19 protein-coding genes are annotated in these 13,824 nt (G+C 56.9%); 8 read left to right on the forward strand and 11 right to left on the reverse strand.

From position 1 onward, the window contains the following. The first annotated feature begins 90 nt into the window (after positions 1 to 90). On the forward strand, positions 91 to 225 hold the full coding sequence (locus B5F76_RS15600; protein WP_446717636.1) for a helix-turn-helix domain-containing protein: 135 nt from the start codon (positions 91 to 93) through the stop codon (positions 223 to 225). Beyond that, on the forward strand, positions 179 to 442 hold the full coding sequence (locus tag B5F76_RS15480; protein ID WP_446717637.1) for a DUF2442 domain-containing protein: 264 nt from the start codon (positions 179 to 181) through the stop codon (positions 440 to 442). Before B5F76_RS15600 ends, B5F76_RS15480 begins: the two co-directional genes overlap by 47 nt. Positions 443 to 621: 179 nt before the next feature. Here B5F76_RS15480 and dnaB read toward each other — a convergent pair whose 3' ends face one another. From dnaB to B5F76_RS14600, 5 genes are all read right to left on the reverse strand, one after another. Further along, positions 622 to 2,127 carry a replicative DNA helicase gene (dnaB, locus tag B5F76_RS11550; protein WP_239407041.1) on the reverse strand — a complete coding sequence of 502 codons (1,506 nt, stop codon included), beginning with the start codon at positions 2,125 to 2,127 and terminating at the stop codon, positions 622 to 624. 111 nt (positions 2,128 to 2,238) lie between these two features. After that, positions 2,239 to 2,757: a 50S ribosomal protein L9 gene (gene rplI, locus B5F76_RS11555; RefSeq protein ID WP_087354710.1), complete on the reverse strand. Its 519-nt coding sequence runs from the start codon at positions 2,755 to 2,757 to the stop codon at positions 2,239 to 2,241. A 12-nt stretch (positions 2,758 to 2,769) separates the two neighbouring features. Continuing rightward, the gene (gene rpsR / locus B5F76_RS11560; RefSeq protein WP_087354712.1) at positions 2,770 to 3,033 is read right to left on the reverse strand and encodes a 30S ribosomal protein S18; all 264 of its coding nucleotides are present in this window, start codon (positions 3,031 to 3,033) and stop codon (positions 2,770 to 2,772) included. Further along, positions 3,033 to 3,359: a 30S ribosomal protein S6 gene (rpsF, locus tag B5F76_RS11565; RefSeq protein ID WP_087354714.1), complete on the reverse strand. Its 327-nt coding sequence runs from the start codon at positions 3,357 to 3,359 to the stop codon at positions 3,033 to 3,035. Before rpsF ends, rpsR begins: the two co-directional genes overlap by 1 nt. A gap of 10 nt (positions 3,360 to 3,369) precedes the next feature. Beyond that, entirely contained in the window at positions 3,370 to 3,726 is a 357-nt protein-coding gene (locus B5F76_RS14600; RefSeq protein ID WP_144268474.1) for a hypothetical protein, read from the reverse strand. Between the two features lie 209 nt (positions 3,727 to 3,935). Here B5F76_RS14600 and B5F76_RS11570 point away from each other — a divergent pair, with 209 nt between their 5' ends. After that, positions 3,936 to 4,202: an RNA recognition motif domain-containing protein gene (locus tag B5F76_RS11570; protein WP_087354717.1), complete on the forward strand. Its 267-nt coding sequence runs from the start codon at positions 3,936 to 3,938 to the stop codon at positions 4,200 to 4,202. Between the two features lie 224 nt (positions 4,203 to 4,426). Here B5F76_RS11570 and B5F76_RS11575 read toward each other — a convergent pair whose 3' ends face one another. The 5 genes from B5F76_RS11575 to B5F76_RS11595 form a co-directional block, all read right to left on the reverse strand. Continuing rightward, positions 4,427 to 4,825, reverse strand: coding sequence for a cytochrome c3 family protein (locus B5F76_RS11575; RefSeq protein ID WP_087354719.1), 399 nt, complete (start codon positions 4,823 to 4,825; stop codon positions 4,427 to 4,429). Positions 4,826 to 5,037: 212 nt separating this feature from the next. Beyond that, positions 5,038 to 6,309 (reverse strand): glutamate-1-semialdehyde 2,1-aminomutase, encoded by a 1,272-nt coding sequence (hemL, locus tag B5F76_RS11580; protein ID WP_087354721.1) that lies wholly within the window; start codon positions 6,307 to 6,309, stop codon positions 5,038 to 5,040. Positions 6,310 to 6,360: 51 nt separating this feature from the next. Continuing rightward, complete coding sequence (ahbB, locus tag B5F76_RS11585) at positions 6,361 to 6,837, reverse strand: siroheme decarboxylase subunit beta (protein WP_087354723.1); 477 nt, start codon at positions 6,835 to 6,837, stop codon at positions 6,361 to 6,363. A gap of 113 nt (positions 6,838 to 6,950) precedes the next feature. Continuing rightward, complete coding sequence (locus tag B5F76_RS11590) at positions 6,951 to 7,505, reverse strand: hypothetical protein (RefSeq protein WP_087354725.1); 555 nt, start codon at positions 7,503 to 7,505, stop codon at positions 6,951 to 6,953. A 210-nt stretch (positions 7,506 to 7,715) separates the two neighbouring features. Continuing rightward, positions 7,716 to 8,210: a hypothetical protein gene (locus tag B5F76_RS11595; RefSeq protein ID WP_087354727.1), complete on the reverse strand. Its 495-nt coding sequence runs from the start codon at positions 8,208 to 8,210 to the stop codon at positions 7,716 to 7,718. Positions 8,211 to 8,543: 333 nt separating this feature from the next. Between B5F76_RS11595 and B5F76_RS11605 the strand changes: the two genes are divergently transcribed. From B5F76_RS11605 to B5F76_RS11615, 3 genes are all read left to right on the forward strand, one after another. Beyond that, on the forward strand, positions 8,544 to 9,941 hold the full coding sequence (locus B5F76_RS11605) for a hypothetical protein (RefSeq protein WP_087354731.1): 1,398 nt from the start codon (positions 8,544 to 8,546) through the stop codon (positions 9,939 to 9,941). A 355-nt stretch (positions 9,942 to 10,296) separates the two neighbouring features. Beyond that, positions 10,297 to 10,473 (forward strand): hypothetical protein, encoded by a 177-nt coding sequence (locus tag B5F76_RS14955; protein ID WP_162608826.1) that lies wholly within the window; start codon positions 10,297 to 10,299, stop codon positions 10,471 to 10,473. 6 nt (positions 10,474 to 10,479) lie between these two features. Continuing rightward, positions 10,480 to 11,202: a ubiquinone/menaquinone biosynthesis methyltransferase gene (locus tag B5F76_RS11615; RefSeq protein WP_087354734.1), complete on the forward strand. Its 723-nt coding sequence runs from the start codon at positions 10,480 to 10,482 to the stop codon at positions 11,200 to 11,202. Here B5F76_RS11615 and B5F76_RS11620 read toward each other — a convergent pair. Beyond that, complete coding sequence (locus B5F76_RS11620; protein WP_087354736.1) at positions 11,199 to 11,399, reverse strand: DUF2065 domain-containing protein; 201 nt, start codon at positions 11,397 to 11,399, stop codon at positions 11,199 to 11,201. The two genes, B5F76_RS11615 and B5F76_RS11620, sit on opposite strands and share 4 nt — an antisense overlap. A gap of 56 nt (positions 11,400 to 11,455) precedes the next feature. Between B5F76_RS11620 and B5F76_RS11625 the strand changes: the two genes are divergently transcribed. Both B5F76_RS11625 and B5F76_RS11630 read left to right on the forward strand, forming a co-directional pair. Then, positions 11,456 to 12,769, forward strand: a complete 1,314-nt coding sequence (locus B5F76_RS11625) for a nucleotide sugar dehydrogenase (RefSeq protein WP_087354738.1) — start codon at positions 11,456 to 11,458, stop codon at positions 12,767 to 12,769. 30 nt (positions 12,770 to 12,799) lie between these two features. Then, the gene (locus B5F76_RS11630) at positions 12,800 to 13,774 is read left to right on the forward strand and encodes a polyprenyl synthetase family protein (protein ID WP_087354740.1); all 975 of its coding nucleotides are present in this window, start codon (positions 12,800 to 12,802) and stop codon (positions 13,772 to 13,774) included. Positions 13,775 to 13,824: the final 50 nt, after the last annotated feature.

Raw genomic sequence — 13,824 nt, forward strand, 5'->3', positions numbered from 1 at the left:
CAAAGACCAAATGAACATGGAGATGAAAGACACAGTGCCTGCCGTGTCTGATATCGTTGACTTTTTCCATAGACCAAATATACTGATGTCATGATAATAAAGCAAGCTTACAAATATGAACTTCGGCCAAAGGCCGGACAGGAAAGACTCATGCGGCGTTTTGCCGGATGCTGTCGTTTTGTCTGGAACAAAGCGCTGGAGCTGGAGAAAAAGTGTTTGGTTTGACGAAGACTCTATGTGGGTACGCTTGAACGATGCCAGAGTGATTGGCGTGCCGCTTACGTGGTTTCCTCGCTTGCTTAACGCAACAAAAAAAGAGCTAGAGCAGTACGAACTCAGCGCTTTTGGGATTCATTGGGAACATTTAGATGAGGATATATCTGTAGAGGGACTTCTCGCTGGCCAAGGAGATCTCTCGACAGCCCCTACCAAAGTAGCTTAACTGCAGACTCTTGCCATCCTCTCTTGTATACACTTTCTTAGGGGCAGGCAGAGTCCAATAGGCCCCGCAAAACGCAAGAAGAACACCCCCTGTTCCCGAGGAGGTGTTCTTCTTTTTTGTCCCGCAAGACAATTTGTCTGGCGCCTGCCGGATCTGGGATCAGGGCTGCGCAAAAATCTCTATTTGAGGATGCCGTTTTCCGAGGGCGAGGCCATGTAGTCTTCCGCGAGATCCACAAAGCAGGTGTACTCGCACTTGTAGAGCAGGTTCACTGTGCCCACCGGCCCGTTTCTCTGCTTGCCGATGATGACTTCCGTTGGGCTGTTGAGCAGGCGCTGCTGGGGGGCTGCCTCGATTTCGTCCGTCTTCTTCTTGCGCGAATAGACGTCGTCCCTGTAGAGGAACATAATGACGTCCGCGTCCTGTTCGATTGCGCCTGATTCGCGCAAGTCGGAGAGCATGGGGCGCTTGTCCGTACGCTCTTCCAACTTGCGATTGAGCTGACTCAAGGCAATGACAGGGATATCCAGTTCCTTTGCCAGGGATTTCAGTGTGCGCGAGATTTCGGAAATTTCCAGTTCGCGGGAATTGAGGGGCCTTGAGGGACGCATGAGCTGCAGATAGTCCACCACAATGAGATCAAGACCAGATCTTGCCTTGATGCGGCGGGCCTTGGCGCGCAGATCCATGGTCTTCAGGGCAGGAGTGTCGTCCACGTAGAGGTCGCAGCCGAGCTTGTCTGCACCATAGTAGACTGCCTTCCACTCCTCGTCTGTGAGGTAGCGGGGCTGGCGGATCTTGTGCATGGGCACCTGGGCGCACATGGAGATGAGACGGGTGAGCAGCTGCTCGGAACTCATTTCCAGGGAGAAGAAGGCCACCTTGTGCCCTGCCTGAGCTGCGTTCAGGGCAAGGTTCAGGGAAAAGGCCGTCTTGCCCATGGAGGGTCTTGCTGCCACAATGATGAGATCCGAGGCCTGCAGGCCGCCTGTCTGCCTGTCCAGATCCACAAAGCCTGTGGTTACGCCCGTGAGCGCGCTGGGATTCTTGGCATTGGCCTCGAGTTTGTTGAAGAAGGCGTCGCGCAGATCGATGATGCGCTTGAGATCGTTGGAGCTCGCGGAATTTTCCGCAATCTGGAAAATCCTGTGCTCTGCATCGTCCAAAAGCCCGGACACCATATCGTAGGGGGTGTCGTAGGCCGAGGTCAGAACCTGGGCGCAGGTGTTGATGAGCGTGCGCTGCATGGACTTGTTGCGCACCATGGGAGCGTAGAAGTCCGCGCCGTTGACTGCCACGACCTGCATGTCAAAGAGGGAAAAGAGGTATTCCGTTCCCCCCGCAGCCTCAAGGAGCTTGCGGTTCAAAAGCTTTTCGGCCAGGGCCTGGGGAGAGAGGGGAGCCCTTGCATCATAGAGCTCAAGGCAGGACTGAAAGATGATGCCGTGCCTTGGCACGTAGAAATCCTCGGCGCGCAGCATTGCAAAGATGTCGTCGCGCTGATCCTCGTACAGCATGAGTGCCGCAAGGACTGCCTGCTCTGCCTCCTCGTTGTAGGGAGGCATGCGGCGAACAAGCTGTTCCTGCGCATCCTTGGGCGTAGCCCTGGAGCCTCTGGAACGTCTGCTGTTCTTTTTGCCCTGCTCTGTTTCCGTACCCTTCTGTCTGTCCTGTCCCTGTTCCATGTAAATGCCGCCCTGTTTGCCTGAGGCTGAATCCCAAGATCAAAAAAAATTCCACCGGCACCGGTCATGGAACCGGCACCGGTGGAATGAGACAATCATGAATCAGAAAAACTATTCTGCTGCGGCTTCGGTCTCGGGAGCAGCCTCGGCTTCGGGAGCCTCGGCAGCCTCTTCCTCCACGGGCTGGTGGTCGGAAATGACCTTCACCTGCAGATTGGCGACCACGTCGGCGTGCAGGCGCACGCGGACTTCAAAATCACCAAGAGCGCGGATGGGAGCGTCGAGCAGAATGCGGCGACGGTCGACTTCCACACCCTGGGCCAGAATGGCATCGCCAATCATGGTGGTGGTCACAGAGCCGTACAGCTTGTCGTTCTCGCCCACATGCATGGGGATAACGATGTTCAGGGCCTCGATCTTCTCGGCAAGGCTGCGAGCTTCGGCGCGCTGGGCGTCCATGCGGGCCTGCAGCTTCTTGCGCTCAAGCTCGAAGGTATGCATGTTGGCTTCGGTAGCCAGCATTGCAAGACCCTGGGGGAGGAGGTAGTTGCGGCCGTAGCCGGGCTTCACCGTAACCACATCACCAAGAATACCGAGATTTTCCACGTCGGCGCGAAGAATAACTTTCATTGATACGCCTCCCTAGATCATGCTCTTTTTCTTGACGTTGGAATCGTGGGTAGCGGTGTAGATGAGCAGAGCCATCTGACGGGCGCGCTTGATTTCGCGGGTCAGAAGACGCTGATGGTGCGCGCAGGTGCCGGTGATGCGACGGGCAATGATCTTGCCGCGTTCGGTCACGAAATCACGCAGGATGTCGGCACGCTTGTAATCCAGGGGCAAATCCTTGTCAGCGCAGAAGCGGCAGAACTTGCGGCGCGGTGCGAATCTCTTTCTGAAAGCCATTAGGCGACCTCCCCGTCCTTAGCTGCTTCGGCGACTTCGTCTTCAAGACGCACGGTCAGGAACTTGTAGATGCTTTCGTAGGCGATACGGATGTTGCGCTCGAGCTCTGCCACCAGGGCGTTGGGGCCGGTGTAGACAAGGCGCACGTAGAAGCCACGCATCTGCTTGCGAACAGGGTAGGCGAGATCGCGCATGCCCCAGGAATCAACTTCCTCGACATTGCCACCTTCGCGCTCGATAACTTCCTTCAGCATGTTCACGACCTGGTCGCGGCCATCGCTGGCAAGCTCGGGCGACAGAAGGATCAGTGTTTCAAATTTCCGCATGAATATCTCCTTACGGGTTATGCAGCCCACCCACGGGGTGAGCAAGGGAAGACGCCTTATAGCCGCCTCCCCTCCCCTTGTCAAGAAAATGCAAAAATCCGGATCTCCAGCCAATCGGGCCTCTTCCCTGCTGCATGCCCGATTCAGTGACCGGGTTTTCGCGTGATCTGCAAAAATTTTTTCTTTGCACACGACAAACAATAATGATAGGATAATCGTGTTTTTTTTTCACGCGAAGTAGCCCCTCAATTTGCCACTCCCTTGCTGGGGCTTTGACAAAAATTTGCAAAAACGATCGTCTCACTGCCAGTAAAAAGAACAAAATCAAATCGTTAGAGACTGTAATTCGGGCAGAAACAAGCGTCATTTCCCTGTCAAAATCTCTTGCTTATCAAGAATTGCTCTCTTTTCCCATTCGCTATACAGAGCGAAAATCCCAGGTTTTCCGCCAGTACAAGAAGCCTTGCGCAAACTTTTCCCGATTGACAAGCACTTGCTGCGTGTCTACGCTTTTTTTGCTCATTGCGGCATGGTGCCGTCTGGGTTGACTTTTTACGGTTTTTACAAGGATTTCTTATGGCAAAGTCCATCTACGTCGGGAATCTCCCCTGGTCCGCTACCGAGGATCAGGTCTCGGCGCTTTTTGCAGAGTACGGCAATGTACTTTCCGTCAAACTCATCAGTGACAGGGAAACCGGCCGTGCCCGTGGTTTCGGTTTTGTGGAAATGAAGGATCCCGAGGCCCAGGCAGCCATCGAGGCATTGAACGGCACGGAATTCGGAGGCCGCACCCTGCAGGTCAACGAAGCAAGGCCGAGGGCTCCCAGGGCACCGCGCTACTAAGCTCCAAGCCATTTTTTCTTGGGCGTCTCCTTATTGGAGCCGCCCTTTTTTTGCGCCCATTTTTCCTTCACGCTTGCCCCAAAATAGAAACTGCCTCCCCGCATTGCGCAAAGGAGGCAGAAAGCTTTCCTGTCACGCACCGTTTCGCAAATGCGTGACAGGCTGGAGGCTTTGCAAATTTGCCGTTGGGTGTAGGAGGCGTGTGATGGTTGGTGTGTGACGGTTTAGGATGTGTGGCAGGCCGAGCCCTTGCAGCCGGTCAGTTCCTTCTTTCTTTCAGGCTGCTGCTTGGCTATATCGGCATGACAGGACATACAGGTCTGATAGGCCAGCTGCTTCTTGCTGTGCACAACAGCATAGAGAGCGGGAGACTTTCTGCCTTTGAGATCATCGTGACATCCGGCGTTGGCGCACTTGCCGTATTCTTCCTTGCCATTCACCTCGTGGTGGCAGATCTTGCACTCGTAGGCTGCGTGGGTCTTGTGGTTGAAGATGACGGCTTTCTCAGGATTAGACCCCATGAATTCCAGTGGGCCGTCAGGAACTGCAGGTGCTGCCATGGCTGCCGTTGCTGCAAAAAGCATCAGGGCCAGGAGAGAAAGGCAAAGACTTGTGGTACGCATGGATGTCCTCCCCTCTGAAAGACAGTTGCGAAAGACTGTTTGATCAAACAGTTTTTCCATGGATATTGGCCCAACTATAGAAGTACGTGCAGCTCATGTCAATACAATTTGCGCAAAATGAGCACTAGATGCAATGCCCGCACCACCAATATGAAGGGCCCCGGAAGTTTTCTTCCGGGGCCCTTGCATTGGTCCAGATTGAGGGGTTTGCGCTAGAAGGTCACCTTGTTGGCTGCCTCAAGGGCGCGCGCAAAATCCTCGTCCGTGTGGGCAAAGCTCACCATACCGGTCTCGAAGGCCGAGGGAGCAAGATAGATGCCCTGCTTGCGCATCTGCTGGTAGAATTCTGTAAAGAGCATCTGGTCGCAGCGCTGCACTTCGGCAAAATTGGTCACGGGCTCGTCCGAGAAGTAGGGTGTGAACATGGAGGCTATGGTGTGCACCTGTATGGGGCAGCCCTTGGCCTTCAGTATGCCTTCAAGCTCTTTTGCAAAGGCAGCAGTCTTTGCTTCGAGCGTCTGATAGTCCTTGCCCTTCAAAAGGGAGAGGGTGGCAATGCCTGCGGCCATGGCCAGGGGATTTCCTGAGAGGGTTCCTGCCTGATAGACCTCGCCTGCGGGGGCAAGGTGTTTCATGATCTCGGCCTTGCCACCAAAGGCGCCAACGGGCAGTCCGCCGCCTATGATCTTGCCAAAGGTGGTGAGATCCGGGGTTATGCCAAAGCGGGCCTGGGCTCCGCCGTACGAGAGGCGAAAGCCTGTGATGACCTCGTCGAAGATGAGCAGGGACTCGTAGCGGTTTGTGATGTCCCTCAACCCCTGCAAAAAGCCTTCCTTCGGCAGCACAAGACCCATGTTGGCGGCCACGGGTTCCACGATGACTGCAGCAATGTCCTCGCCTTCCCTGGCAAAGAGCTCTTCTACGGCCTCAAGGTCGTTGTAGGGGGCAAGCAGGGTGTCGGCTACCACGGCAGCGGGCACACCGGGAGTTCCGGGAATGGAAAAGGTGGCAACGCCGGAGCCTGCGGCAGCAAGGAAGCTGTCCGCATGGCCATGGTAGCAGCCCACAAACTTTACGAGCTTGTTGCGGCCGGTGTAGCCGCGGGCAAGGCGCAGGGCGCTCATGGTGGCCTCTGTGCCGCTGTTAACCATGCGCACCATCTCGACCGAGGGCAGTGCCTCGCACACCATGCGGGCCAGGGTCACCTCATCCTCGCAAGGGGCGCCGTAGCTTGTGCCACGGGTGGCTGCGTCCTGCACTGCGCGGGTAACTGTGGGCTCTGCATGGCCCAGAATCATGGGCCCCCACGACAGCACAAAGTCAACGTAGTCCTTTCCGTCCATGTCGGTCAGGTGCGAGCCCTTGCCCCTGGCTATAAAGACGGGCTCGCTTTGCACATTGTGGCAGGCACGCACGGGGCTGTTGACGCCTCCGGGGATGAGCTCGCAGGCCTGTGCAAACAATTCTTCCGATCTGGTTGCCATTGTATCTCCTAAAATACGCATCTGTTTCACGTACGCATTTGAGCCGGCAGACTAAAAGTAGGTTGGCGAGCACTTCTTGAGCTCGCGAATGCTTGTGAGCACAAGGTAGTCGCCAAGGCCCGTCATGGCACGCAGCTCTTCGATGACTTTCGTGCACTCCTCGTTCGAGCGCGCGTGCACCATGGTGTAGAGCTCGTAGGGCCAGTCCTCTGCCGAGGATGGGCGATAGTAGCAGTGGGAGACGTGGTCGTGTTCCGAGGCTTTTGTACCCACTTCCTCCACGCGCTCCCTTTCCACACTCCAGGCCACCATGGCGTTGACGTTCCAGCCTGTGCGCTGATGCTTGATGCTCGCCCCGAAGCGGCGGATGACGCCCTCTTCCTTGAGTGAGCGCAGAAGTTCGAGAACAGCTTCCTCGCTTGTGCCGACTTCCCTGGCTATGTCAGCGTATGGTGTGAGCGAATCCGGCAGATCCTCCTGCACTATGCGCAGGATGTCCTTTTGCGTTGGGGTGAACTCGCGGGCCATGTTCCCTCCACTCTAGAGAAAAAAAGCGTCCACAGGGAAAAACCGCCTTTCAGGCTTGGAGGCCTTTGGGACAGTCTCTCCCTGGGGACAAAAATTTTCAGGGGGATCCGGTTCTAGCGGTTGAAGGAGCGCTTGAACAGATCGGAGATGGCGTCGCGGCCGTTGTCTTCCAGGAAGCGCGTGCCGGTTGCGGCAAAGTGGGCCTGTTCCACCACGGGATTTTCGGTTGCCTGCCAGCAGCTCTTCTCCCAGGTGAACCAGCCGTTGCGCACCTGATCGAACACAAGCAGGGGCTTGTTGCAGATCTTGGCAAATTCTGCGCCCCAGCCAGTGCCGCCCTTGACGGTGTCGTCGGGCTGGATGGCGCCCACGACGATGACCTGATTGCCGCTGCTCACCTGCCAGCAGATGCTCTGCAGGATTTTGCGGAACAGGGGCGCGCGGGTGTATTCGCGGTTCATCAGCTTGGAGACATAAGTCAGGCTCACGTCCTTCAGTGCGAGCTCTTCGCTTGTGAGCACGCGCACACCGCGATTGCGCTCGATCTGATGGCCTTCGAAGCTGTAGTTCACTTCCTCAATTCCCCAGCCTTCGGCCAGAGCACCGAAGAACTGTTCGGTGCCAGCTGCACCACCGCTGTACAGAACACACTGTTTGGCGTTGAGCATCATTGTCCTCCAGGATAGATATGCTTTGCCTTGTTGGCGTTGGTATCCTCATAATAACTCAGCTTGCGGGGTCCTGTCAGGACAGAAACTTCCGAAGCGTACTCCGAGCATTCTTAGTCCAAAAAAAACGCTTTATCAACAAGGAAGATATCCTGTCTTTCGGCTTTCAGGTTGTCCGAAAAGCTCCCTGGCGAACACTTTTCCGTACGGCTAGTACTTCGCAGGAAAGAGCTTGGCGTCGACGGGCTTCAGGTTCTCCTGAACAAAAAGCTTGCCCTTGGCAATCTGGGAGGCACTGGGGGCCATGATGGTCACAACACCGCCCCTTTCGCCATTGGACGGAAAATAATGGATTCCTGAGGTGTTCTGGGCGTTCTGCTTGAACTCGACAGTATAGGTATCCCCCTGCTGCACGGGCTTGGCCACAGTAAATCCCCCGGCCTGCATGTTTTTGGCAGTCACTTCGGCGAGCTGCTTGGCAGGCATTTTCACAGGCGTGATACTCACAGAAACGACAACCTTCTCCTTGGGGTTCTGCACAAGCACAACCAAGGCTCCGTTGGCCTGAGTAGGCGAAATGGTTTTCTGCCAGCCACTCGGCACATTGAGGACAAAGAACTCGTTGCTGATTTCCTCTGCCTGGGCAGCTGTCACAAGACAAAAGGACGCAAGCAGGGCAAGACACAGAGAAAGAATTCTGGACATGGTACACCTCACAAAACAAATTGTATTGGGTGCCTGCTATTGCCCTGAGGGCAACCACCCTGCAGGTTTTACAGACAAGCATGGCAATTGTGCAGCGATGTGCTTGAAAATGCAAGCGACAGACACGTTACCAAAATGCGCCGTAAAGCCCAGTGCTTCAGGGCAGAGATACAAGGCGCCCGCAAGCCCTCTGGACCAAAAGACCAAAAGTTTTGCTATCGACAAAGGCCCGCAATACGGCTAGATTTGCCATTTGTAGACGCCATCCCCCTTGGGGCTTCGCGCAAGCCTTCCTTCGAACTCCCTGCGAGTACAGCGAGGAGCCTTTAATTTATGACCGAGACCAACAGCGAACCGATTATCGATTTGACCGAACTTGTCTCAGCGGGAGAGCAAATCCCTGACGATGCGGTGCCGCGCAGTGAAAACACGGCCCAAGGCCAGGACTCTTCTGCCGAACCTTTGGAAAAGGCCGCCTCATCATCCGACAAAGCCCGCCCCTCGCCCCTTGTGTCCGGACTTCTTCCTGGACTGGTGGAAAAGATTGCCGGGCTTTCCCACGACATCGATGTTCTGCGTGACAAGATGGAACAGCTGAGCCTGCGCCAGAATAGGCTGGAAGAGGCCCACAGGCGCAATGCCGGGCAGGCAGAAAAGGCAGGAGGACAGCCAGGGGAAAGGCCCGATGCCAACCTTGTGACAAGCTCGACTCTCGAACCCATAGTTGCGCGCATTGCGGCCCTTGAGGAGCGAGAAGAAGGCCATGCGAGGGAAGTTCAAAACGAGACTATCCCCATCACGGCCCTCGACCAGCGCCTAAGCTCCTGCGAGGAACAGATCGCCCTGTGCGCCACGCACAGCGAGATTGAGGAAACCTGCCGGGCCCTGCTCGCAAGCCATTTTTCCCATACAGACACCCAAGCCGGCACCAATGCCAAGACCATGAATACAACGGAGAGTAGAGAGGAAGCCTCGGCAAGGGTCCGGGACACGGACCTTGAGGAACTCGTAGGCAAGCTTGTGGCGCGCCACCTGCAGGAAAGAGAAGAAGCCCTTGCCTCGGCCCGCAGGGAGACGAGTGCGCGCATCGACGAACTCGAAAGGGGCCTTGCAGGCGCAGAGGAAGGCCTTGCCTCCCTCTCCAGCAAGCTGACCGATGGGCTTGCCACCATACACGAGGCCCTTTCCTCCCTTGAAAACAGCCTCTCCCGGGCCCTTGAACAGGAAAAGGCGGACGCCGAGGGTGTCGAAAGGACTACTGCAGCACTTTCCGCACGGGTAGACAGGCTGGAAGAAACGCTTTTGGCCGAACAGGCCCAGCGCGACGATCTGGCAAAAGGCCTTGCCCAAAGGGCCCAGGACGATGACGCCTGGAGAGCCGCAAGGGCCACTGCCGACTGCGATGTCCGCGACACCATGGCAAGCCTTGAAGCACGCCTCGATGCCCTTGGGCAAAGGTCCCTGGCAGGCGGAGGCAGTGCTGCAGACGATATCCTTGCAGACTCCCTCGAACGCCTGGACGATCAGGCAGACAAGATACGTATCTTGCGCGCGGACCAGGACAGAACCCAGGACGAACTCGGGGAAAAGTGCGCCTACCTTTCAAGCCGCATGGCAGCGCTCGAAGCCCAGCTGGGTGAGGAAAATCTGGAAAAGGCGGCAGCCAGGGCCTGTCTCAAGGTGCTGCGCGAGGAAATCGCAAACATCCTGAGAGGGACTGGCAAGGCCTAGGACAAAATTTCCTTCCTTTTTGCAAGGATATCCCGGGCTCTTCCGCCCTGGCAAAAAGCCGCTTTTTGCCTTTTTGCCTCTTGTGTGCTAACAGCCCCCGCCACAATGTCCCGCAAGGATGGGGCCCCAAAGGGCCACGCCTTGACGCACATTGAAAAGCCTCCCCAAATGGACGGCTTGCCCTTGCAATTCTCTCCCTGCCCCAAAGGGGGCTTCTGGGAGATACCATATCAAAAAGAGGGCGGTGGTTCACGCTTCCGTTCTTTTCCCGTCCGGCGTGATCCATGGTGGGTCATGGCCATTCCCCGTGGACGGGTTTCTTTTCTTCACATGCCTTTTTCAAGGATACGCGAACATGCTGGACAAGGATCAGAAGGAAGCCCTGCAGGTGACCAAGGAGCTCACGTCAAAGCTCATTGAGGTCCGCTCGGTCTCCCAGAGCAACATCGCCGAAGTGTTCCCCACCATCTTCAATGTGGTCTACACGACCATACTCACCGTTTCCAAGCCCGAAACGAGCAAGAGGGACTAGGGGACCATGCGCAACACTGCCATCAGCGCGCACGATCAGGCCGTTTCCGGCATGTTCGGCCGCATCGCGCGTTTCTACGATCTGCTCAATCACGTGCTTTCCCTGGGGATCGACTGCTACTGGCGCAGGGTTCTTGCCAAATCCGTCCTTAGAGGTGCTACCCACCGCTTCCTGGATCTTGCGGCAGGCACCCTGGACGTCTCCTTTGCATTGAGAAAGCACCATCCGGGCTACGAGATCCTTGCCCTGGACTTTTGCTATCCCATGCTGGCCCATGGGCAAAAGAAGCTTGTCCGCCGAAAGGAGAGGCGCATCTATCCCGTGACAGCTGACGGAAAGCACCTGCCCCTGCCTGACAACAGCGTAGACAGCGTGACCATTGCCTTTGGCATACGCAATATCATTCCCCGCCCCGAGGCACTTAGGGAAATGTACCGCGTGCTTGCCCCGGGAGGCCGCGTCTGTATCCTGGAATTCGGCTCAGGCCGCGATCGCATCTGGGGCGGCCTCTACAATTTCTACCTGAACCGCGTGCTTCCCGGCATAGGCCGGATTGTTTCCCGCGATCAGGCAGCCTACAGCTATCTTGCCCGCACCATCCGTGAATTTCCCAGCGCCTTCGAGCTTGCCAGGGAGATGGAGGAGGCAGGCTTTGTGCGCGTGCGCTACGAAAAGCTCACCTCGGGCATAGTCTGCCTGCACATGGGCGAAAAAAGGCAGTACGACTAGAGGGCCACCAGAAGGCAGATGCCAATGCCAAGGAGCAGCGAGACTATGCCGCTTGCACGCACATACGCCTCGTTCCTCTTTGCCAGTTCCTCGCAGGCCCTTTTCACAAGGCCCGGCAGGCCAGCCCAGAGTATGCCCTCAAGCACAAAGGAAAGCCCAAGGGCCCGTACAAAGAGCTCCATATCAAAATTTTCCATACATACCCCCTGACAACAAGCAGACAATCTGCCAACAAAAAAACGGATATCAGATAATGATCACATTTGCCGAACTTGAATCGCGCAAGGCCTCCCTGGCCGTGGTGGGCCTTGGCTACGTGGGCCTGCCCCTGGCAGTGGCCTTCTCGAAGCACTTTGACGTCATAGGCTTCGATATTTCAAGCGCCCGCATCAGGGAGCTTGAAGGCGGACACGATCACACAAACGAGGTGAGCGACGAAGGGTTGGCCAAGGCCAGCATACACTATACCGCTGACCCGAAAGAGCTTGCAAGGGCACAGGTCATCATAGTCGCAGTGCCGACCCCCATCGACGAACACAGAAACCCCGATCTCACGCCTGTGGTTGGCGCAAGCAAGACCGTTGGCGAGAACATGCAAAAGGGTGCTGTCGTTTGCTTCGAGTCCACTGTGTACCCAGGCCTTACCGAAGAAGTCTGCGTACCCCTTTTGGAAAAGCACAGCGGCCTTTCCTTTGGCAGCGAATTTACCGTGGGCTACTCGCCCGAGCGCATCAATCCCGGCGACAAGGTCCACACCCTTGAGACCATAACCAAGATTGTCTCCGGCTCCGACGAGGCCACGGCGGACCTTCTGGTCAAGGTCTACGGCAGTGTGGTCAAGGCAGGCATACACAGGGCAAGCTCCATCAAGGTGGCAGAGGCTGCCAAGGTCATCGAGAACACCCAGCGCGACTTGAACATCGCGCTCATGAACGAACTCTCGGTCATCTTCCACCTCATTGGCATAGACACAAAGGAAGTGCTCGAGGCTGCCGGCACAAAGTGGAACTTCCTCCACTTTACACCCGGCCTTGTGGGCGGCCACTGCATTGGCGTTGACCCCTACTACCTCACCTTCAAGGCAGAGGAGCTCGGCTACCACCCGGACGTCATCCTTTCCGGCCGCCGCATAAACGATAGTATGGGCCGCATAGCTGCCCAGCGTGTGGTGAAGGGCATGATCTGCAGGGGCAATGTGGTGCGCGGAGCACGCGTGGGCGTGCTCGGCCTCACCTTCAAGGAAAACGTGCCCGATCTGCGCAACACCCGCGTGGTGGACATCATCGCAGAGCTGAAAGAATTCGGCATAGAGCCCATCGTGACCGACGCCGAGGCCTACCCGGACGAGGCCATGCGCCTCTATGGTCAAAAGCTCGTGCCCCTGTCCGAGATGAAGGAGCTCGACGCCCTCATTCTGGCAGTGCCCCACAAGGCCTACGGGGAGCTCGACCCTGCAGCCATTCAGGCCATGTTCCGCAAGGATGCCCAGCCCTTTGTCTTCGACATCAAGGGCTTCTTCGACAAAAAGGCCATGCTTGACGCTGGCATAGACTACCAAAGGCTCTAGTCCGCCTCCTTCTCCCCTGGATTCTCACACATGGCACTTCTTCTTCTCAAAGCCCGCATGGCCCTGGAACTTCCGGCCATCAACAAGGCCCTGGACACGCTTTTGCAGGAGCTTCCGACACCTACCCAGCCCGCTGCCAAACACACGGTCAAGGCAGGCGGCAAGAGGCTGCGTCCCCTGCTCTGCCTTCTTTGCGCACGCATTTTGGGAGCCAAGGCCGACGAGGGTCTCTACCGCCTTGCCTGTACCCTTGAGATGCTGCACGCGGCAACCCTCATGCACGACGATGTCATAGACAACGCTGCCTTGCGCAGGGGAACACCTGCAGTCCACACGGTTTATGGCAATACCGAGGCCATTTTGGCTGGTGACGCCCTGCTTTCCTACGCAAACGCCTGTGTCGCCCGCTACGGAAACCCGAGGCTGTGCGAGGTCTTTGCAAGAGCCACTGCCGAGACTGCCGCAGGCGAGATCCTGGAACTGCACGCCATGCACAACCCAGATCTCGAGGTCCATGAGTACCTTGCCATCATCCGCGGCAAGACTGCCTGCCTCATCCGTGCTGCCTGCGAGATGGGAGCCCTCTACGCAGGCGCGGACGAGCGCCGCGTGGCAGCCCTTGGTGCCTACGGCGAAGCCCTTGGCATGGCCTTCCAGATGGTGGACGACGCCCTGGACGTGGCAGACGAGGCCACAATAGGCAAGCCCACTGGCGGCGACCTTCGTGAGGGCAAGCTCACCCCGCCCCTGCAGCTCTACCGCACAATGCTTTCCGAAGCCGAAAAGGCAGACTTCAATGCGAAGTTTGCCACTGGCGGCTTTACGGACGAGGAAGTGGCAAGCATTTGCCAAAGGATCCGGGAGCTGGGCCTGGACGATCAGGTTCGCAACATGGCCCAGGGCTACCTCGACGAGGGAAGAGCTGCCATAAGATCCCTGCCCGAAAGCGGGGAACTGGACGTTTTGCTTGAAATTCTCACCTATGTCCGCGACCGCAAGAAATAGGGCCTGTCCCGTAAGTTCATCGCGACAACAAAAGGGGCGCCAAGGCGACC

This window comes from Desulfovibrio sp. An276 (assembly GCF_002159665.1).
In the GTDB taxonomy this organism is placed as follows: Bacteria; Desulfobacterota; Desulfovibrionia; order Desulfovibrionales; family Desulfovibrionaceae; genus Desulfovibrio; species Desulfovibrio faecigallinarum.

Bases quoted from the DNA above. Each gene is read 5' to 3' on its own strand.
- B5F76_RS15600 (WP_446717636.1), top strand. From the start codon at position 91: ATGATAATAAAGCAAGCTTACAAATATGAACTTCGGCCAAAGGCCGGA.
- dnaB (WP_239407041.1), bottom strand. From the start codon at position 2,127: ATGGAACAGGGACAGGACAGACAGAAGGGTACGGAAACAGAGCAGGGC.
- rplI (WP_087354710.1), bottom strand. From the start codon at position 2,757: ATGAAAGTTATTCTTCGCGCCGACGTGGAAAATCTCGGTATTCTTGGT.
- rpsR (WP_087354712.1), bottom strand. From the start codon at position 3,033: ATGGCTTTCAGAAAGAGATTCGCACCGCGCCGCAAGTTCTGCCGCTTC.
- rpsF (WP_087354714.1), bottom strand. From the start codon at position 3,359: ATGCGGAAATTTGAAACACTGATCCTTCTGTCGCCCGAGCTTGCCAGC.
- B5F76_RS14600 (WP_144268474.1), bottom strand. From the start codon at position 3,726: ATGACGCTTGTTTCTGCCCGAATTACAGTCTCTAACGATTTGATTTTG.
- B5F76_RS11570 (WP_087354717.1), top strand. From the start codon at position 3,936: ATGGCAAAGTCCATCTACGTCGGGAATCTCCCCTGGTCCGCTACCGAG.
- B5F76_RS11575 (WP_087354719.1), bottom strand. From the start codon at position 4,825: ATGCGTACCACAAGTCTTTGCCTTTCTCTCCTGGCCCTGATGCTTTTT.
- hemL (WP_087354721.1), bottom strand. From the start codon at position 6,309: ATGGCAACCAGATCGGAAGAATTGTTTGCACAGGCCTGCGAGCTCATC.
- ahbB (WP_087354723.1), bottom strand. From the start codon at position 6,837: ATGGCCCGCGAGTTCACCCCAACGCAAAAGGACATCCTGCGCATAGTG.
- B5F76_RS11590 (WP_087354725.1), bottom strand. From the start codon at position 7,505: ATGCTCAACGCCAAACAGTGTGTTCTGTACAGCGGTGGTGCAGCTGGC.
- B5F76_RS11595 (WP_087354727.1), bottom strand. From the start codon at position 8,210: ATGTCCAGAATTCTTTCTCTGTGTCTTGCCCTGCTTGCGTCCTTTTGT.
- B5F76_RS11605 (WP_087354731.1), top strand. From the start codon at position 8,544: ATGACCGAGACCAACAGCGAACCGATTATCGATTTGACCGAACTTGTC.
- B5F76_RS14955 (WP_162608826.1), top strand. From the start codon at position 10,297: ATGCTGGACAAGGATCAGAAGGAAGCCCTGCAGGTGACCAAGGAGCTC.
- B5F76_RS11615 (WP_087354734.1), top strand. From the start codon at position 10,480: ATGCGCAACACTGCCATCAGCGCGCACGATCAGGCCGTTTCCGGCATG.
- B5F76_RS11620 (WP_087354736.1), bottom strand. From the start codon at position 11,399: ATGGAAAATTTTGATATGGAGCTCTTTGTACGGGCCCTTGGGCTTTCC.
- B5F76_RS11625 (WP_087354738.1), top strand. From the start codon at position 11,456: ATGATCACATTTGCCGAACTTGAATCGCGCAAGGCCTCCCTGGCCGTG.
- B5F76_RS11630 (WP_087354740.1), top strand. From the start codon at position 12,800: ATGGCACTTCTTCTTCTCAAAGCCCGCATGGCCCTGGAACTTCCGGCC.